General features: G+C 40.7%; 18 protein-coding genes. 8 read left to right on the top strand and 10 right to left on the bottom strand.

What is annotated here, in order from left to right; all coding sequences use genetic code 11:
* Positions 1-6: 6 nt before the first annotated feature.
* Positions 7-2,298, bottom strand: a complete 2,292-nt coding sequence (gene pcrA / locus RN80_RS05990; RefSeq protein WP_060628210.1) for a DNA helicase PcrA — start codon at positions 2,296-2,298, stop codon at positions 7-9.
* Between the two features lie 184 nt (positions 2,299-2,482).
* Positions 2,483-4,153 (bottom strand): formate--tetrahydrofolate ligase, encoded by a 1,671-nt coding sequence (locus tag RN80_RS05985; RefSeq protein ID WP_060628207.1) that lies wholly within the window; start codon positions 4,151-4,153, stop codon positions 2,483-2,485.
* Positions 4,154-4,382: 229 nt separating this feature from the next.
* On the opposite strand from RN80_RS05985, the gene coaB reads away from it, so the two are divergent.
* From coaB to RN80_RS05960, 5 genes are all read left to right on the top strand, one after another.
* Positions 4,383-5,072, top strand: coding sequence for a phosphopantothenate--cysteine ligase (gene coaB, locus RN80_RS05980; RefSeq protein ID WP_000699520.1), 690 nt, complete (start codon positions 4,383-4,385; stop codon positions 5,070-5,072).
* A gap of 11 nt (positions 5,073-5,083) precedes the next feature.
* Positions 5,084-5,635 (top strand): phosphopantothenoylcysteine decarboxylase, encoded by a 552-nt coding sequence (gene coaC / locus RN80_RS05975; protein WP_001284133.1) that lies wholly within the window; start codon positions 5,084-5,086, stop codon positions 5,633-5,635.
* Complete coding sequence (locus RN80_RS05970) at positions 5,619-6,182, top strand: ECF transporter S component (RefSeq protein WP_049509370.1); 564 nt, start codon at positions 5,619-5,621, stop codon at positions 6,180-6,182. Before coaC ends, RN80_RS05970 begins: the two co-directional genes overlap by 17 nt.
* Before the next feature lie 174 nt (positions 6,183-6,356).
* Complete coding sequence (locus RN80_RS05965; protein ID WP_060628206.1) at positions 6,357-6,884, top strand: ECF transporter S component; 528 nt, start codon at positions 6,357-6,359, stop codon at positions 6,882-6,884.
* 11 nt (positions 6,885-6,895) lie between these two features.
* On the top strand, positions 6,896-7,411 hold the full coding sequence (locus RN80_RS05960; RefSeq protein ID WP_000159184.1) for a transcription repressor NadR: 516 nt from the start codon (positions 6,896-6,898) through the stop codon (positions 7,409-7,411).
* Here the strand turns inward: RN80_RS05960 and RN80_RS05955 are convergent.
* The 5 genes from RN80_RS05955 to RN80_RS05935 all read right to left on the bottom strand — a co-directional run bounded on the left by RN80_RS05955 (position 7,408) and on the right by RN80_RS05935 (position 12,105).
* Positions 7,408-7,875, bottom strand: coding sequence for an 8-oxo-dGTP diphosphatase (locus tag RN80_RS05955; protein ID WP_060628205.1), 468 nt, complete (start codon positions 7,873-7,875; stop codon positions 7,408-7,410). The genes RN80_RS05960 and RN80_RS05955 overlap by 4 nt on opposite strands.
* 72 nt (positions 7,876-7,947) lie before the next feature.
* Positions 7,948-8,436, bottom strand: coding sequence for a GNAT family N-acetyltransferase (locus RN80_RS05950; protein WP_060628204.1), 489 nt, complete (start codon positions 8,434-8,436; stop codon positions 7,948-7,950).
* A 14-nt stretch (positions 8,437-8,450) separates the two neighbouring features.
* Entirely contained in the window at positions 8,451-9,077 is a 627-nt protein-coding gene (locus RN80_RS05945) for an NAD(P)H-dependent oxidoreductase (protein WP_060628203.1), read from the bottom strand.
* A 9-nt stretch (positions 9,078-9,086) separates the two neighbouring features.
* Entirely contained in the window at positions 9,087-11,075 is a 1,989-nt protein-coding gene (uvrB, locus tag RN80_RS05940; protein ID WP_060628201.1) for an excinuclease ABC subunit UvrB, read from the bottom strand.
* A 76-nt stretch (positions 11,076-11,151) separates the two neighbouring features.
* Positions 11,152-12,105, bottom strand: a complete 954-nt coding sequence (locus RN80_RS05935; protein WP_060628199.1) for a CPBP family intramembrane glutamic endopeptidase — start codon at positions 12,103-12,105, stop codon at positions 11,152-11,154.
* Between the two features lie 171 nt (positions 12,106-12,276).
* Here RN80_RS05935 and RN80_RS05930 point away from each other — a divergent pair, with 171 nt between their 5' ends.
* The 3 genes from RN80_RS05930 (at position 12,277) to zwf (ending at position 16,820) form a co-directional block, all read left to right on the top strand.
* Complete coding sequence (locus tag RN80_RS05930) at positions 12,277-14,442, top strand: ABC transporter substrate-binding protein/permease (RefSeq protein WP_060628198.1); 2,166 nt, start codon at positions 12,277-12,279, stop codon at positions 14,440-14,442.
* Positions 14,442-15,182 carry an amino acid ABC transporter ATP-binding protein gene (locus tag RN80_RS05925; RefSeq protein WP_060628196.1) on the top strand — a complete coding sequence of 247 codons (741 nt, stop codon included), beginning with the start codon at positions 14,442-14,444 and terminating at the stop codon, positions 15,180-15,182. Before RN80_RS05930 ends, RN80_RS05925 begins: the two co-directional genes overlap by 1 nt.
* Before the next feature lie 150 nt (positions 15,183-15,332).
* Entirely contained in the window at positions 15,333-16,820 is a 1,488-nt protein-coding gene (gene zwf / locus RN80_RS05920) for a glucose-6-phosphate dehydrogenase (RefSeq protein ID WP_060628194.1), read from the top strand.
* A 45-nt stretch (positions 16,821-16,865) separates the two neighbouring features.
* On the opposite strand, the gene ftsY is transcribed toward zwf, so the two are convergent.
* Genes ftsY through RN80_RS05905 form a run of 3 tightly spaced genes read right to left on the bottom strand, consistent with a single transcriptional unit; the run spans position 16,866 to position 19,753 of the window.
* Entirely contained in the window at positions 16,866-18,140 is a 1,275-nt protein-coding gene (gene ftsY / locus RN80_RS05915; protein WP_060628191.1) for a signal recognition particle-docking protein FtsY, read from the bottom strand.
* A 3-nt stretch (positions 18,141-18,143) separates the two neighbouring features.
* Positions 18,144-18,962, bottom strand: coding sequence for a Cof-type HAD-IIB family hydrolase (locus tag RN80_RS05910; RefSeq protein WP_060628189.1), 819 nt, complete (start codon positions 18,960-18,962; stop codon positions 18,144-18,146).
* Entirely contained in the window at positions 18,962-19,753 is a 792-nt protein-coding gene (locus RN80_RS05905; protein ID WP_060628187.1) for a Cof-type HAD-IIB family hydrolase, read from the bottom strand. The genes RN80_RS05910 and RN80_RS05905 overlap by 1 nt, the downstream gene beginning before the upstream one ends.
* Between the last annotated feature and the right edge of the window lie 59 nt (positions 19,754-19,812).

The raw sequence follows: 19,812 nt of genomic DNA, 5'->3' as shown, positions 1-19,812 counted from the left end.
GGAAAATTAGATTTTTTTCTCAATTGGGGCTACACTGGCTAAAAGTTTTTTCAAACCTACTTCTGGGAAATTGATTTTTAATTCCTGCGTAGCACCGCTACCTGAAACTTCCAGAACAGTTCCCTCTCCCCACTTCTTGTGGAGGGCAATGTCACCAATAGACCAATTTGCTTCACTAGACGCTGATTTTACGCCAGCTGTAAATTGACCAAATGGGAGACCGCTTGACTGGATAGATTTTTGGGCAGCACTACGTTTACGGTCTTGAAGAGCTTGAGCCAGACTCATACCTTGGCCAAAGGCAAGGCCACCACCGCTATAAGATGCTTTAAAGCTTGTATTTGCTGGGCGCGCCAATCCTTGATACTCCAGCAAGTCTGAACTGATTTCGTTAATAAAACGAGTCGGACGATTGTAGTTGGTACGACCAAAAAGCAAGCGTGAGTTAGCATTGGTCAGATAGAGAATTTTCTCTGCACGCGTGATACCTACATAGGCCAGACGGCGTTCTTCTTCTAATTCATCTGGATCCTCAGCTGCACGACTAAGTGGAAAGACATTTTCTTCCATCCCAATCAAAAAGACAACTGGAAACTCAAGACCTTTGGCAGCATGCAGGGTCATCAGGGTCACTTCTGATGTCTCCTGACTACCTGAATCTGTGTCTGCAATCAAGGCTAAATCATTTAAGAAACGACTCAGTTTGTCCAAACCAGTTTCTTCTTCTATCACATCAGAGGTGTCATCAAAGTTTTTCGTCACAGAGAGGAACTCCTCGATATTTTCAACCCGAGCCTTACTTTCCAGAGTTGCTTGGGCATTAAGAATATCGACGTAACCTGTTTTTTCTAGGACAGCCTCAACCAACTCTGTAATAGTTAATTGATCTAGCTGCTCTCGTAAATCTAGAATCATATTGGCAAAATCCCAGATAGACTGGGCTGCTTTACCCTTGATACCAGATAACATGATATTTGCAGAAGCATCTAGCATAGACATGTCCTGCATATTGGCAAAATCCCGGATTTTCTCAACCGTTCCCAGCCCAATTCCTCGTTTAGGCTCATTGATAATACGCTCAAAACTGATATTGTCACTCAAATTAGCAATGAGGTTGAGATAAGCGATAATATCCCGGATTTCCTTACGGCTGTAGAACTTGGTTCCCCCAACCATGGTATAAGGAATATTTGACTTGAGCAAGGCTTCCTCGATAGTACGAGACTGCGCATTAGTACGATAGAGAACTGCAAAATCCTTGTGAAGGAAGTTTTGACTCCGACCAAGTTCATCGATAGTTCTGGCTACAAATACAGCCTCATCTAGCTCATCATTGGCACGATAGTAAACGATTTGTTCCCCATCAGCGTTTTGAGTCCAGAGATTCTTAGGACGGCGATTTTTATTATTTTTAATAACCTCGTTGGCCGCTTGGAGAATGGTTTTAGTTGAACGGTAATTCTCCTCCAACAAAACAACCTTGGCTTGGGGATAATCTTTCTCAAAATCCAAAATATTCTGCATATCAGCACCACGCCAACCGTAGATAGACTGGTCCGCATCCCCAACCACACAAATATTTTTAAAACGGGAAGCCAAGAGTTTGACCAGTTGGTACTGGGCATGGTTGGTATCTTGGTACTCATCAACATGGATGTACTGAAATTTCTGCTGGTAGTAAGTCAAAACATCAGGATTTTGATCAAAGAGACGCAGGGTCAGCATAATCAAATCATCAAAGTCAACCGACTCAGACTGACGAAGCTCCTTCTGATAGGCTGTATAACACTGAGCCACGATTTGCGTATACATATCGCCAGCTTGGGAAGCATAAGCCACATCATCAATCAGGTCATTCTTAGCATTGGAAATGGTCCCCAAAATAGTTCGTTCATTCCATTTTTTAGGATCCAAGTTCAACTGCTTGAGAATGCGTTTCATGAGCGTTCGCTGTTCACCTGGATCCACAATAGTGAAATTTCGGTTGTAGCCAATATGGTCCGCATCGCGACGCAAAATACGAACACACATGGAGTGGAAGGTAGCAATCAGACAGTCCTGAGTGGCTGGATTGAGGCTATAAGCACGCTCTTTCATCTCACGCGCAGCCTTGTTGGTAAAGGTAATAGCCAAGATATTCCACGGATTGACCAGCTTTTCATCAATCAGATAAGCAATGCGGTGGGTCAAAACTCGGGTCTTTCCAGAACCAGCCCCTGCCATGATCAACAAGGGACCTTCTGTCGTTTGCACCGCCTCAGCCTGACGGTCATTCATTCCATTTAATAATGCGTTCATCTTCTCTTCCTTACTCTTGAAGTCAATATTTCCATTATATCAGAATTCGAGGAAAATATCTTTAACTAGAATGGTTACGTATAGTAAACAACTCTCTCATCAACTGAAGACAACTACTTCTATCTAGATAAAAAATGAGCTTGGATTAAAATCTCCAAACTCATTTAAAGTCAATTACAATCTACTAGAACAAGCCTAGAACAGTTCCGTCGCTTTCAACATCCATGTTGAGAGCTGCTGGTCGTTTTGGAAGGCCTGGCATGGTCATGACATCACCAGTTAAAGCAACGATGAAGCCTGCACCTAATTTTGGTACCAATTCACGAATGGTAATTTCAAAGTTTTCAGGTGCTCCAAGTGCATTTGGATTGTCTGAGAAACTGTATTGAGTTTTAGCCATACAGATTGGCAATTTGTCCCAACCATTCTGAACGATTTGAGCAATTTGCGTTTGGGCTTTCTTCTCAAAGTTGACTTTGCTACCACGGTAGATTTCAGTAACAATTTTTTCAATCTTTTCTTGAACAGAAAGGTCATTGTCATATAAACGTTTGTAATTAGCTGGGGTTTCAGCAATTGTCTTAACAACTGTCTCAGCAAGTGCTACCCCACCTTCTGCGCCATCAGCCCAGACACTAGCCAACTCAACTGGTACGTAGATTGAAGCACAGAGTTCTTTCAAGGCTGCAATTTCAGCTTCAGTATCAGATACAAATTCGTTAATAGCTACGACTGCAGGTACTCCAAATTTACGGATATTTTCAACGTGGCGTTGCAAGTTAGCAAAACCTGCACGAACTGCTTCTACATTTTCTTCAGTAAGAGCGTCTTTAGCCACACCACCATTCATCTTAAGGGCACGAAGGGTTGCAACAATAACTACTGCATCTGGAGATGTTGGCAAGTTTGGTGTCTTAATATCAAGGAATTTCTCAGCACCAAGGTCGGCACCAAAACCAGCTTCAGTAACCGTGTAATCAGCTAAGTGAAGAGCTGTTGTCGTTGCCAAAACAGAGTTACATCCGTGAGCGATATTGGCAAATGGACCACCGTGTACAAAGGCAGGTGTTCCGTAAATTGTCTGAACCAGATTCGGCTTAATAGCATCCTTCAAAATCAATGCCAAAGCACCTTCAACCTGTAAATCGCCAACAGAAACAGGTGTTCGGTCATAGCGATAACCGATAACAATATTAGCCAAACGGCGTTTCAAGTCCTCGATATCCGTTGCCAAACAAAGAATTGCCATGATCTCTGAAGCAACTGTAATGTCAAAGCCATCCTCACGTGGAATACCATTTAGAGGACCACCAAGTCCAACGGTCACATGACGAAGAGCTCGGTCGTTTAAGTCCACAACACGTTTCCAGAGGATACGACGTTGGTCAATTCCAAGCTCATTCCCTTGGTGCAAGTGATTGTCAATCAAGGCAGAAAGCGCATTGTTGGCAGTTGTAATAGCATGCATGTCCCCAGTAAAGTGGAGGTTGATGTCTTCCATTGGCAGAACTTGAGCGTAACCACCGCCTGCAGCACCACCCTTAATCCCCATTACTGGACCAAGGGATGGTTCGCGGATGGCAATCATAGTTTTCTTGCCAATCTTGTTCAAAGCATCAGCAAGACCAATGGTAATAGTTGATTTTCCTTCACCTGCTGGTGTTGGGTTGATGGCAGTAACCAAGATCAATTTCCCAACTGGATTGCTCTCAACTGCACGGATTTTATCAAAGCTGAGCTTAGCCTTATACTTTCCGTACAACTCCAAATCGTCGTAAGAAATACCAAGTTTCTCTACAACATCAACGATTGGCTTCAACTCAATACTTTGTGCGATTTCAATATCTGTTTTCATTCAAAACTCCTCTAACCTCTTATATGATAATTCATTATAACACAAAACAAGATTTTTAACATCCTTAAACTCTCTAAACGTTCGTAAATATCTCTATTTTTAAGAATTTTAGAGCCCTTTCTTAAATTTTATATGGCTTTATAGTTTGAAACTATAGTAAATCTTCGTTTTTACCAAAAATTTATCACTTTTATTTTACTTACCGTTTATTTTTGTGTACAATAGTGCTATGAAAATTTTAGTTACATCGGGCGGTACCAGTGAGGCTATCGATAGCGTCCGCTCTATCACTAACCATTCTACAGGTCGCTTGGGGAAAATCATCACTGAAACCCTGCTTGCTGCAGGACATGAAGTTTGTTTGATAACGACAAAACGAGCTGTGAAGCCAGTAGCCCATCCTAATCTAAGTATTCGAGAAATTAACAATACCAAGGATCTTCTTCTTGAAATGAAAGAACGTATTCAGGATTATCAGGTCTTGATTCACTCAATGGCCGTATCTGATTACACTCCTGTTTATATGGCAGGACTTGAGGAAGTTCAGGCTAGCTCCAATCTAGAAGAATTTTTAAGCAGGCAGAATCATCAAGCTAAGATTTCTTCAACTGATGAGGTTCAGGTTTTATTCCTGAAAAAAACACCCAAAATCATCTCTCTAGTCAAGAAATGGAATCCTGCTATTCATCTGATTGGTTTCAAACTGCTGGTTGATGTCTCTGAGGATTATCTCATCGAGATTGCCAGAAAAAGTCTTATCAAGAACCAAGCTGACTTAATCATTGCGAATGACCTGACTCAAATCTCACCAAACCAGCATCGTGCAATCTTTGTTGAAAAAGATCAGCTTCAAACAGTCCAGACTAAAGAAGAAATTGCAGAACTCCTCCTTGAAAAAATTCAAGCCTATCATTCATAGAAAGGAAAGCTATGGCAAACATTCTCTTGGCTGTAACGGGCTCAATCGCCTCTTACAAGTCGGCAGATTTAGTCAGTTCTCTAAAAAAACAAGGTCATCAAGTCACTGTCTTAATGACCCAGGCTGCTACAGAGTTTATCCAACCTTTGACACTACAGGTACTCTCACGGAATTCCGTCCACTTGGATGCCATGAAGGAACCCTATCCTGATCAAGTCAATCATATCGAACTTGGAAAAAAAGCAGATTTATTCATCGTAGCCCCTGCAACTGCTAACACTATTGCAAAACTAGCCCTTGGCTTTGCGGACAATATGGTGACCTGTACAGCTCTAGCCCTGCCAAGTCATATTCCCAAACTAATAGCTCCTGCTATGAATACAAAAATGTATGACCATCCAGCAACTCAGGCTAATCTAAAAACATTAGAAGCCTACGGGTATCAGCTGATTGCTCCTAAGGAATCCCTACTAGCTTGTGGAGACCACGGACGAGGAGCCTTAGCTGACCTCACAATTATTTTAGAAAGAATAAAGGAAACTCTCGATGAAAAAACGCTCTAATATTGCACCTATTGCTATCTTTTTTGCAACCATGCTCGTGATACACTTTCTGAGCTCGCTTGTCTTTAACCTTTTTCCATTTCCAATCAAACCGACCATTGTTCATATTCCTGTCATTATTGCCAGCATTATTTACGGTCCACGCGTTGGGGTTACACTTGGATTTTTGATGGGGCTACTTAGTTTGACGGTTAATACAATTACGATTCTGCCGACAAGCTACCTCTTCTCACCTTTTGTACCAAACGGAAACATCTACTCAGCTATCATAGCTATCGTCCCACGTATTTTGATTGGTTTAACTCCGTATCTAGTCTATAAACTGATGAAAAATAAAACTGGTTTGATTCTAGCTGGTGCCCTTGGTTCACTTACCAACACAGTCTTTGTCCTTGGTGGAATCTTCTTCCTATTTGGAAATGTTTTTGATGGAAATATCAAACTACTTCTGGCAACTGTTATCTCAACAAATTCTATTGCCGAATTAGTCATTTCCGCAGTTCTAACCCTAGCCATTGTTCCAAGACTACAGACTTTGAAAAAATAAAAACATCTCCACTTTCAAGCTTGAAGGTGGAGATTTTGCTCTATACAGTTTCTTTTTAGTGAAATCTTTACTAACTTTTAACTAAAAAACGACCTATAAACTCAAGTAAATCCTTGCTTTATTGTCTTGTTTATTGTACTATACTAGTGTATATACAGAAAAAAGGAGATTCTTATGAACACACGGAAAAAGACACAATTTATGACAATGACTGCTCTTTTAACGGCTATTGCGATTTTGATTCCAATTGTTATGCCTTTTAAGATTGTCATTCCGCCTGCTTCTTACACTTTGGGAAGCCACATCGCTATTTTTATCGCTATGTTCTTGTCGCCCTTGATGGCAATTTTTGTCATCATAGCCTCTAGTTTTGGATTTTTGATGGCTGGCTATCCCATGGTTATCGTATTTCGAGCTTTTTCCCATATCTTTTTTGGGACTCTAGGAGCTCTTTACCTACAAAAATTCCCCGAAACCCTTGATAAACCAAAATCTTCCTGGATTTTTAACTTTGTTTTAGCGCTTATCCATGCCCTTGCTGAAGTATTGGCCTGTGTCGTTTTTTACGCAACTTCTGGTACCAATGTAGAAAATATGTTTTATGTTCTATTTGTACTAGTTGGATTTGGCACAATTATCCATAGTATGGTAGACTATACATTAGCACTAGCTGTCTATAAAGTGCTTCGAAAACGTCGTTAAAAGGAAAAGCTATGACAAAAGATCGCAAACAAGCTCTGCTCCAACTCTTGAAAGAAGCTCCCAAAGCCCTTAATGGCCAAAGTTTGGCAGAACATTTTCATGTCACACGCCAGGTCATTGTACAAGACATTGCAATTTTGAGAGCCGATGGCGCTCCTATCCTATCCACTAATCGTGGCTACATCTATAAGCAAATTGAAACCAATCCTTATGTTCACAAACTTTTCAAAGTGAAACATGAAGTTGAAGAAATCGGTCAAGAACTCCTTGCTATCGTTGATAATGGTGGACGTGTTCAAAATACCTTGATTGACCATCCCGTTTATGGAGAAATCGAAACCTTGCTGAAACTGTCTTGTCGCAGAGATGTGCAACATTTTCTAGAACAAGTCGAGCATTCAGATTTTAGACCTCTGTCTGAATTGACAGATGGCATCCATTACCACCTAGTCGAAGCTGAAACACAGCAAGACCTCCGCTATATCGAGGAGGCCTTGGATCAGCTAGGTTATTTAGTAAAAGACTAGAAGATTTTCTTCTCCCAGCCATCTTCTATACGATGACGGTAGAAAAATTCAGATTTGTCCGGAGCTTCCATCATCTCCATCAAGGGTAACATATCATAGGCCAGATCCAAGTTTGGAATCTGGTCTTTTTGCACCCAAGAAACTTCTCCTTCATCTGAAGAGCGAAGGCTACCAGAGAACTCAGTCGCCTTATAACAAACGACAATATAGCGCCCACCTGTATCTAGTGGCCAATTTTTAATGCCGACAAGTTGAGGATTTTGAACGGTTAATCCTGTCTCTTCATAAATTTCACGAATGACAGACTCTGCGAAAGACTCGCCATTTTCTACATGTCCTCCTGGAAAGGCATAACCAGACCAGCGATTGGTCTCGGGAGAGCGATACTGCATCACCACGCGCTGAGTTTCGAGGTCTTCAATCAGACAGATATTGGTTAAAATCGTTAATTGAGAACGGGACATAAATTTACTCGCTTTCTAATTTATTAAATTTTCAGACTTGGTACCAGAGATTCTAGATTCTACTTTTTAAAATTATTTAGAATAAAATACCATTCGTTTTTCCTTTATAGGCTTTCCAAGTTCAAGTATTTTTTCTTGTCCATCAAAAGTAAAACCCATTTTTTGATAGAAAGCAATTGCGCGCTTATTATCTTTCAATACCCATAAGAAAATTTCAGAAAAATGATTAAGAGCAATCAAAGCTGCTTTTATTAACTTTTGTGCAATACCTTTTCCATAATAATCTTTTAAAACATATAAGGCAATAATTTCGCCAGCTTGAATAGTCTCATCACGAAAGTTTCCATAACTGATAAAACCAACTACCTTCATGCCATCCATCGCGATCAATGTATTTTCTGGATATTTTTGACTAAAGAATCGACATCTTTCTAATGTCATTGTCTCCTGAAATTCTGCAGGCAAAAGGTCGTCATAAGCTTCTCTCCACGTTTGCCAGTGAACATGGGATTTACCTTCTATCTCTTCAGGAGTTTCCATTGATTTGACAATAATCGTCATTTATTTTCTTTTCCTTAATCTAACATCCTGACTTCCTTTGCTACTTTTTGTAGAAATTTTTGTCTTGTTGAACTTGTATTTACTTCACGGCCTAACTCTCCCAAGATTGAAACCCTCTTTGTTTTTATGCCACAGTGATTCAATACAGCATTCTTTAATACTGATATTCCATAACTGTCTGGAATGTTAATCGGACCTGAAAATACTTTATACCACCAAGTTGGTGCCATGGAGGTTGCATAGATACTAGCTGTTTTTCCTTTTAGTAACTTTTTGAACTGTTTACCTCTCAAGTAGTTCAAAATAAAGCTTCCTCGATTATTTGCGGAGTATGCAATGCCTGGCGTAAAAACACGATCAATCCAACCTTTCAATAGACTAGGCATACTACTCCACCAAATAGGATAAACAAAAATTAAATGATCTGCCCACTGGATTAATTCTTGAGAGCGTAGAATGAACAGATCGTCCTCCATCCTTTGTCGATAACCATAACGTAAAACAGGATCAAACTCTTCCTCATTAAGATTAATCACTTCAAGTTCATGTCTCTTTGAGTCTATACTTTCTACAATCGTTTGAAAAATTGCTTGGCAGTAACTTTCTTTATCAGGATGTCCATTGATAACTAAAATATTCATAAAATTCCCCTAATCCAAGGCCTTGACTTCCAGCATCATATCACGAATCTGAGCTGCTAGTTCAAAGTCAAGCACTTCGACGGCTTCTTGCATTTGTTTTTCCAGTTTCTTGACGAGTTCTTTGCGCTCTTGTTTGTTGAGGCTATTGATATCGACTTCTTTGTCCTCTTCCTTAGCAACTGCCTTGGTCACAGCAATCAGGTCACGGATTTCTTTCTTGATTGTCTGAGGCACAATACCGTGTTCTTCATTATAGGCCATCTGGATTTTCCGACGGCGGGCCGTTTCATCGATAGCACGTTGCATAGACTGGGTAACCGTGTCCGCATACATGATGACATGGCCTTCGCTGTTACGGGCAGCACGTCCAATGGTCTGGATAAGTCCACGCTCGTTACGAAGGAAACCTTCTTTGTCAGCATCGAGAATAGCTACGAGGCTTACTTCAGGAACGTCAATTCCTTCACGGAGCAGGTTGATTCCGACCAAGACATCAAAGACACCCAAGCGCAGGTCACGGATAATCTCTGTCCGCTCCAAGGTCTTGATATCCGAGTGCATGTACTTGACCTTGATGCCCATTTCCTTGAAGTAGTCGGTCAAATCTTCTGCCATTTTCTTGGTTAAAGTGGTAATAAAGGTACGCTCGTTCTTTTCAACACGGGCATTGATTTCACCTAAGAGGTCATCAATCTGTCCCATAGTCGGACGGACTTCTACCTCAGGATCCAAAAGACCTGTTGGTCGAATGATTTGCTCAATCACTGTCTCGGTCTGTTCATTTTCATAGTCACCAGGTGTCGCTGAAACGTAAACAATCTGATGAACGTGACTCTCAAACTCCTCCCGACGGAGAGGTCGATTGTCCAAAGCTGATGGCAAACGGAAACCATAATTAACAAGCATTTCCTTACGAGAGCGGTCTCCATTGTACATGCCCTTAATCTGCCCCATAGTCATGTGGCTCTCATCAATCATAATCAAGAAATCATCTGGGAAAAAGTCGAGAAGCGTATAAGGAGGCTCTCCTTCGCTCCGTCCATCCATGTGGCGAGAATAATTTTCAACCCCATTGGTATAGCCCATCTCACGCAACATCTCAATATCATACTCTGTCCGCTGTTTCAATCGTTGGGCTTCAAGCAGTTTGCCTTCCTTCTCAAAGACAGCTAGTTGCTCTTCTAATTCTGCTTGAATCTTTGCAATAGCAACTTCCATGTGGTCGTCATTGGTCACAAAGTGAGTCGCAGGGAAAATCGCCAAATGATCCACTTCTCCCAATACCTGTCCAGTTAGGGCCTCAACCTCACGAATACGGTCAATCTCATCCCCAAAAAATTCTACTCGAAAAGCGTGTTCATCACGGGAAGCTGGGAAAATCTCCACCACATCCCCACGCACACGAAATCTTCCCCGTTGGAAATCAATATCATTACGTTCAAACTGAATATCGACCAAGTCATTCAAGAGTTTATCACGAGAAATCTCTAGACCAGGACGGAGACTAACGACACTATCAGCGTATTCCTTGGGCGAACCCAAACCATAGATACAAGAGACTGAGGCCACGACAATAACATCATTACGCTCCAAAAGAGCCGAAGTCGCTGAGTGACGGAGCTTGTCAATCTCGTCGTTGACAGAACTATCCTTTTCAATATAGGTATCGCTAGAAGGGACATAGGCCTCAGGTTGGTAATAATCATAGTAAGACACAAAGTACTCAACTGCATTTTCAGGGAAAAATTCCTTAAACTCCCCATAGAGCTGACCAGCAAGCGTCTTATTGTGAGCAATGACCAGAGTAGGTTTATTGACTTTGGAAATGACCTGACTCATGGTATAGGTCTTCCCTGTTCCGGTCGCCCCCATCAGAATCTGAGCTTTTTCTCCACCCTCGATATTATCTACCAACTGCTCGATAGCTTGGGGTTGATCTCCTGATGGTTGATATTTTGATACTAGTTTAAATTGATTATCTTTAATGCGATTGATCATAAGAATCCTCTTTCCATGTGCTATTCCTATTTTAGCATACTTATAGAATTTTCACGAAGAAAAGGACAGACCGAAGTCACATCCTTTCATTTTCTTTCTTTAATTGATGGGCGAGATAGACAATCAGCATTAGCAATACCAGACTTGTCATAATGGAACCTTCTATGCCAAAAGAACCACCTGATAGCCAATCTTGATTACCTTGTGGTAAAAAGGTCATCAGCGATGTCCCAGACGGCTGACCACTAACTAAAATCCCAAAGAGATTTCCCTGAGCAAAATTCCAGGCCCCATGAATACCTGCAACACCCCAAACTGTATCAGTTTTGAAAAGGTAAAGAGCCATGGCAACTCCGAATAAGAAGAGATTCATTAGAGATAGAGGTGTTAGACCAGAATTGCCCATATGAAGCAGGGTAAAGAATAGGCTAGATATAAGAACAGCAAGTTTTAGATTGGTTCTTGAGGCCAATTGAGGAAGGAGCCAGGCACGGGCTACCACTTCTTCTGTTGTCCCCTGTAAAATCCAAAAAGGGATAGTAAAGACAACAAAGGTAAGCGAATAAGGATTCAAGTGAATAGACTCAAAACGATATTGCCCTAATGCTACTAAACCTAACAAGGTCAGAAGAAAAAGTGCCAGACCTAAACCAAATCCCTTAAGAAGATTACTGAGGAAATTTTCTTTATAAAATCCTAAAGTTCGAATAGGTCTTTTCTCAACTTTTCTAGTCCATCTGAACACAGTGTTGAGAACGAAACCAAAGGCCAGCAATTCTAAAATTAAATGAAAGTCACTTGATTTATCCGTCAAGCTCGCATGCAAAGTCTGCAAGTAGATTGCAAGATTTTGACCAGCCTCTCCAAAATTTCTAGCAAGTCCGATGAGAGCTAACAAACTAATACCATACAGAGTATAAGCCACAAACTCTCCTATGAAGACAAAAGCAAAGGCTAACAAGGGGCTTGTGTAAAGGTTTAACCGCATTTTGGAAGCTTGGAAGTCTTTAAATATTCTTTTGTTCTTCATATTCCTGTCCTCTTTTCTTCTAGTATATACTATTATTATAGCACTTTGTGGTAGCAGTTCAAGAAAGAAAAGAAAAAACAATGTTATATTTTCTAACACGAAAAAATAAAAATTTGCCTTTTTTTACTTTTTCTGATATAATGGGAAAATATTCGGAAAAGGAGACTAAAAATGAAGAAAAAATTTCTAGCATTTTTGCTAATTTTATTCCCAATTTTCTCATTAGGTATTGCAAAAGCAGAGACGATTAAGATTGTTTCTGATACCGCCTATGCACCTTTTGAGTTTAAAGATTCAGATCAAACTTATAAAGGAATTGATGTTGACATTATCAACAAAGTGGCTGAGATTAAAGGATGGAACATTCAGATGTCCTATCCTGGATTTGACGCAGCGGTCAATGCGGTTCAAGCTGGTCAAGCTGACGCTATCATGGCAGGGATGACAAAGACTAAAGAACGTGAAAAAGTTTTCACCATGTCTGATACTTACTATGATACAAAAGTTGTCATTGCAACTACTAAGTCACACAAGATTAGTAAATATGACCAATTAAAAGGAAAAACTGTTGGTGTTAAAAACGGAACAGCCGCTCAACGTTTCCTTGAAAGTATCAAGGATAAATACGGTTTTACTATTAAAACATTTGACACTGGTGATTTGATGAACAACAGCTTGAGTGCTGGTGCCATTGATGCTATGATGGATGATAAACCTGTTATCGAATATGCCATCAACCAAGGCCAAGACCTCCATATTGAAATGGATGGTGAAGCTGTAGGAAGTTTTGCTTTCGGTGTTAAAAAAGGAAGCAAATACGAGCACCTAGTCACTGAATTTAACCAAGCCTTGGCTGAAATGAAAAAAGATGGTAGTCTTGATAAAATCATCAAGAAATGGACTGCTTCATCATCTTCAGCAGTTCCAACTACAACTACTCTAGCGGGCTTAAAAGCTATTCCTGTTAAAGCTAAATACATCATTGCCAGCGATTCTTCTTTTGCACCTTTTGTTTTCCAAAATTCAAGCAACCAATACACTGGTATTGATATGGACTTGATTAAGGCAATCGCTAAAGACCAAGGTTTTGAAATTGAAATCATCAACCCTGGTTTCGATGCCGCTATTAACGCTGTCCAAGCTGGTCAAGCAGATGGTATCATTGCTGGTATGTCTGTCACAGATGCTCGTAAAGCAACTTTTGACTTTTCAGAATCATACTACACTGCCAATACTATCCTTGGTGTCAAAGAATCAAGTGCCATTGCTTCTTATGAAGATTTGAAAGGGAAGACAGTCGGTGTTAAAAACGGAACTGCTTCTCAAACCTTCCTAACAGAAAATCAAAGCAAATACGGTTACAAAATCAAAACCTTCGCTGATGGTTCTTCAATGTATGACAGTTTAAACACTGGTGCCATTGATGCCGTTATGGATGATGAGCCTGTCCTCAAATATTCTATCAGCCAAGGGCAAAAATTGAAAACTCCAATCGCTGGAACTCCAATCGGTGAAACAGCCTTTGCCGTTAAAAAAGGAACAAATCCAGAATTGATTGAAATGTTCAACAACGGACTTGCAAACCTTAAAGCAAACGGAGAATTCCAAAAGATTCTTGATAAATACCTAGCTAATGAGTCTTCAACCGCTTCAACAAGCACTGTTGATGAGACAACTATCTGGGGCTTGCTTCAAAATAACTACAAACAACTCCTTAGCGGGCTTGGTATCACTCTTGCTTTAGCTCTTATCTCATTTGCTATTGCCATTGTTATCGGGATTATCTTCGGTATGTTTAGCGTTAGCCCATACAAATCTCTTCGTGTGATCTCTGAGATTTTCGTGGACGTTATCCGTGGTATTCCATTGATGATTCTTGCAGCCTTCATCTTCTGGGGAATTCCAAACTTCATCGAGTCTATCACAGGCCAACAAAGTCCAATTAACGACTTTGTGGCTGGTACCATTGCCCTCTCACTCAATGCGGCTGCTTATATCGCTGAAATCGTTCGTGGTGGTATTCAAGCCGTTCCAGTTGGCCAAATGGAAGCCAGCCGAAGCTTGGGTATCTCTTATGGAAAAACCATGCGTAAGATTATCTTGCCACAAGCAACTAAATTGATGTTGCCAAACTTTGTTAACCAATTCGTTATCGCACTTAAAGATACAACCATCGTATCTGCTATCGGTTTGGTTGAACTCTTCCAAACTGGTAAGATAATCATCGCTCGTAACTACCAAAGTTTCAAGATGTATGCAATCCTTGCTATCTTCTATCTTGTAATTATCACACTTTTGACTAGACTAGCGAAACGCTTAGAAAAGAGGATTCGTTAATGGCAAAATTAAAAATTGATGTAAATGATTTACATAAGTATTATGGAAAAAATGAGGTTTTAAAAGGAATTACGACTAAATTCTATGAAGGAGATGTTGTCTGTATCATCGGGCCTTCAGGTTCTGGTAAGTCAACTTTCCTCCGTAGCCTCAATCTTCTAGAAGAAGTTACTAGCGGTCACATCACTGTGAACGGTTATGACTTAACTGAAAAAACAACCAATGTTGACCACGTCCGTGAAAATATCGGAATGGTGTTCCAACACTTCAACCTCTTCCCACACATGTCTGTATTGGACAACATTACCTTTGCTCCTATTGAGCACAAGTTGATGACTAAGGAAGAAGCTGAGAAATTGGGAATGGAGCTGCTTGAAAAGGTTGGACTAGCAGATAAAGCTAATGCCAACCCAGATAGCCTATCAGGTGGTCAAAAACAACGTGTGGCCATCGCTCGTGGACTAGCAATGAATCCAGACATCATGCTCTTTGATGAACCAACTTCTGCCCTTGACCCTGAAATGGTCGGAGACGTACTAAACGTTATGAAAGACTTGGCTAAACAAGGCATGACCATGATTATCGTAACCCATGAGATGGGATTTGCTCGTCAGGTTGCCAACCGCGTTATCTTTACTGCAGATGGCGAGTTCCTTGAAGACGGAACACCTGACCAAATCTTTGATAACCCTCAACACCCACGTCTGAAAGATTTCTTGGACAAGGTCTTAAACGTCTAAACTCAAACTGTAAGGATTTCCTTGCAGTTTTTTTCTATCTCGTATTGGATTTTTTGATTTTTCGCAAAATTATGTTAGAATTAAGTTTATGAAATGAGATTTCCTCATACCTAGCAAGACTAGGAATAAAAATAGAAATTAGGTAGCTAGATGTCATCTAAGGTTATTGTTACAATTTTCGGTGCGAGTGGAGACCTGGCTAAACGCAAGCTCTACCCTTCCCTTTTTAGACTATATAAATCCGGCAATCTTTCCGAGCACTTTGCAGTCATTGGAACTGCTCGTCGTCCTTGGAGCAAGGAATATTTTGAATCTGTTGTAGTCGAATCGATCCTTGATTTGGCAGATAGTACCGAACAGGCTCAAGAGTTCGCTAGCCACTTCTACTATCAAAGTCATGATGTCAATGATACGGAACACTACATTGCTTTGCGTCAATTGCAGGCTGAACTAAATGACAAGTACCAAGCTGAACACAACAAGCTCTTCTTCTTGTCTATGGCACCTCAGTTCTTTGGAACTATCGCAAAACACCTCAAGTCTGAAAACATTGTGGATGGTAAAGGTTTTGAACGTTTAATCGTTGAAAAACCATTTGGTACAGATTACGCAACTGCAAGCAAGTTGAATGACGAGCTCCTAGCAACATTTGACGAAGAACAAATTTTCCGTATCGACCATTATCTTGGTAAGGAAATGATCCAAAGTATCTTTGCAGTTCGCTTTGCAAACTTGATTTTTGAAAACGTTTGGAACAAGGACTTTATCGACAATGTTCAAATTACCTTTGCGGAGCGCTTGGGTGTAGAAGAACGTGGTGGCTACTATGATGAGTCTGGTGCCCTCCGTGACATGGTACAGAACCACACTCTACAACTGCTTTCCCTCCTTGCCATGGATAAGCCAGCAAGCTTCACAAAAGATGAGATTCGTGCCGAAAAGATTAAGGTCTTTAAAAACCTCTATCATCCAACTGATGAAGAACTTAAAGAACACTTTATCCGTGGTCAATACCGCTCTGGTAAGATTGATGGCATGAAATACATCTCTTATCGTAGCGAGCCAAATGTAAATCCAGAATCAACAACTGAAACCTTTGCATCAGGTGCCTTCTTTGTAGACAGCGATCGATTCCGTGGTGTTCCTTTCTTCTTCCGTACAGGTAAACGACTGACTGAAAAAGGAACTCATGTCAACATCGTCTTTAAACAAATGGATTCTATCTTTGGAGAACCACTTGCTCCAAACATTTTGACCATCTATATCCAACCAACAGAAGGCTTCTCTCTTAGCCTAAATGGGAAGCAAGTAGGAGAAGAATTCAACTTAGCTCCGAACTCACTTGATTACCGTACAGATGCGACCGCAACTGGTGCCTCTCCAGAACCATACGAAAAATTGATTTATGATGTCCTAAATAACAACTCAACTAACTTTAGCCACTGGGATGAAGTTGGTGCGTCGTGGAAATTGATTGACCGTATCGAAGAACTCTGGGCTGAAAATGGTGCCCCACTTCATGACTATAAAGCTGGAAGCATGGGACCTCAAGCTAGCTTTGACTTACTTGAAAAATTCGGTGCCAAATGGACTTGGCAACCAGATATCGCCTATCGTCAAGATGGTCGTTTAGAATAAAAAAATTTCCTGCAAGTTTATGCCTTGCAGGATTTTTACTTCTAATTAGATTAAGCCTTCCAAGAGACCCTTCATAAAGTTTTCTGAGTTAAACTCTCCAATATCATCGATTTTTTCACCAAAACCAATCAATTTTACAGGAATATTGAGCTCTTCTCGAATAGCTAGAACAACACCACCTCGAGCAGTTCCATCAATCTTAGTCAAGACAATTCCTGTCAAAGGGGTAATTTTTGAAAATTCTTTGGCCTGCACCAGGGCATTTTGACCTGTTGATGCATCAAGAGCTAAGAAGGTTTCATGGGGTGCTTCTGGCACAACACGTTTGATAATACGACCAATCTTTTCCAACTCAGCCATAAGATTATCCTTATTTTGCAGACGACCAGCAGTATCAATCATGAGAATATCGATACCTTCAGACACGGCACGTTCCATTCCATCAAAGACCACGCTGGCTGGGTCAGCTTTTTCAGGTCCAGTCACAACTGGAACATCCACACGGCGTCCCCATTCTGCTAATTGGGCAACGGCACCAGCACGGAAGGTATCTGCCGCAACCAACATGACTTTCTTGCCAGCTTGTTTGTAGCGGTGTGCGAGTTTTCCGATAGAAGTTGTTTTCCCAACACCATTAACCCCAACAAAGAGCATGACTGTCAAGCCATCTTGGAAGTGGATTCTTTCATCGTAGTTACCATCCTTTTCATAAAGCTCAACCAATTTCTCAATGATGACACGGCGTAGTGCGTCAGGTTTCTTGGCGTTTTCAAGCTTGGCTTCGTAGCGTAGTTCCTCAGTTAAATTAGAAGCCACCTGGACACCAACGTCACTCATGATCAGTAATTCTTCCAGTTCCTCGAAGAATTCTTCATCGACAGAGCGGAAATTGGCAAAGAAGGCATTCAAACGAGCACCGAAGCCTGTACGAGTTTTCTTAAGACTACGATCATATTTTTCCTGAACAGTTTCTTCTACTTGAGACGTTTCTGGTTCAAGCACTTCAGAACTATTTTCTTCTACAGTCTCTAGGAACTCATAATTCTCTTTCTCTGAGACTTCTTCTGAGTTTACAAATTCTTCTATTTCTTCTTGAGGAATCTCTACAACTGGCTCTGAATCCAGACTTTCTTCAACTGTGTCTTGGATTTTATCTTCTTGGAGCTCAGCTTGTTCAACAATTTCAACTTCTGCATCTTCTTGAGAAACTTCCTCAGCTTCTGTATCTTCAGACAAATCAAGATTTTCCAGAGCTTCTTTTACAACTTCTTCGATTTTAGGTTCTTCTTTTTTTCCGAATAGACGGTCAAATAATCCCATATCTTAGTTCTCCTTTAGCACATATTCTTCGATAGCCCAGGCGACAGCTTCTTCATCATTGGTCATTGGCGTCACTACATTTGCGACTGCCTTAACTTCAGGAACAGCGTTTTGCATGGCAACTCCAAGCCCTGCCCATTCAATCATAGAAAGATCATTGGCCTCGTCACCACAGGCCATCACTTGGCTTTGGTCGATTCCTAGATGGCTGATTAGTTTTGCCAAACCTGTTGCTTTATGAACATTCTTTGGTGACCACTCTAGCAACATTTCACGTGATTTAAAGATTTCATATTGGTCAAACAATTCTGGAGAAATCTTCTGAATGGCTGCATCCAAGGGTTCTTGAGCAAAGGCAGTCACACATTTGTTGTAGGTCATTTGACTAGACAGGTCTTCAAAGGCCACTGGAACAAAGGTCAAAGCTGGATTGAATTTGGCATAAAGACTTTCTTGGTCGGATTGAATTTGATAAACAGTTCCTTCTGAGATAGCATCAAGAGGCAGTGACAATTTCTCTGTTTCTTCATACAAACGTGCCACATCATCATATGAAAAGACTGTCTTATCAAGGATTTCACCTGTATTTTTCTGAACCAAACCACCATTAAAAGTAATCGTATACTCATCTTCATGGCCGTCAGTTCCTAACTCATGGAGAAAGAAATCCATGGCTTTTAGAGGACGACCAGTTGTCAATACAACCTTGATACCACGATCACGCGCAGCTTTCAGGGTTGCCTTGGTACGATCCGTCAGCCTTTTATCAGTAGTCAGCAAGGTCCCGTCCAAGTCCAATGCAATCAATTTTATATCTGCCATTATAAGCCCTCCATATAAGCTATAACCGACTGGTCCTTATGGTGACCAATCACAGTCTTTGCTAATTCTAAAATTTCTGGTCGTGCATTTTCAGGAGCTACAGGATGTCCCACAACCTGCATCATATGCAAGTCATTTAGATTGTCTCCAAAAGCCATAACCTGATCCATTGTGATACCAAGTTTTTTAGCTAATTCAACAATGGCCACACCCTTATCGACATAGTCCAGAACGATGTCAATGGATTCAAAACCAGTTGTCATGGCCTTAACACCAGGAACATGTTCATTAACCCAAGCCTCCCCAGCTTCAAGCGTTTCTTCTGTGAAGTTGGTCGTAAATTTGAAAATGTCATCTTTAATATCTTCCAGAATCGCTACTTTTTGGATATTTTCATTATAGTGCTGACTCACTTTCAAATAGGTCTCATCAACCGTATCTAGAACATAAGCTCCCTTTTTTCCCGTCAAGAGCAGTTTATTGATGTCTACATAAGGTGACGTTTTCAGCTTTTCAAAAGTCGTCAAATAAAACTCACGAGACATGGTCGCTTCATACAAGTCCTGACCTCGATACTCTACCAAACTGCCATTTTCCGCGATAAAAATAATGTCATCACGAACATCAGCAAATAATTTTTCTAAGGATAGAAATCCGCGCCCCGAAGCCACCGCAAAGTAAATCCCTTTTTCCTTGTAGGAAACCAAGAGAGACTTGAGACGGTCCATATCAAAGCGTCCATTCTCATCTAGGAAGGTTCCGTCCATATCCGTTGCTACTAGTTTAATCATAAAATCTTTCTTACTCCGATTAGTAAATCTACCTCCTATTATACCATAGATAAGTAGAA

The organism is Streptococcus mitis (genome assembly GCF_001281025.1).
Taxonomy (GTDB): Bacteria; Bacillota; Bacilli; order Lactobacillales; family Streptococcaceae; genus Streptococcus; species Streptococcus mitis_AK.
This window is presented reverse-complemented; position numbering and strand designations above follow the sequence as displayed.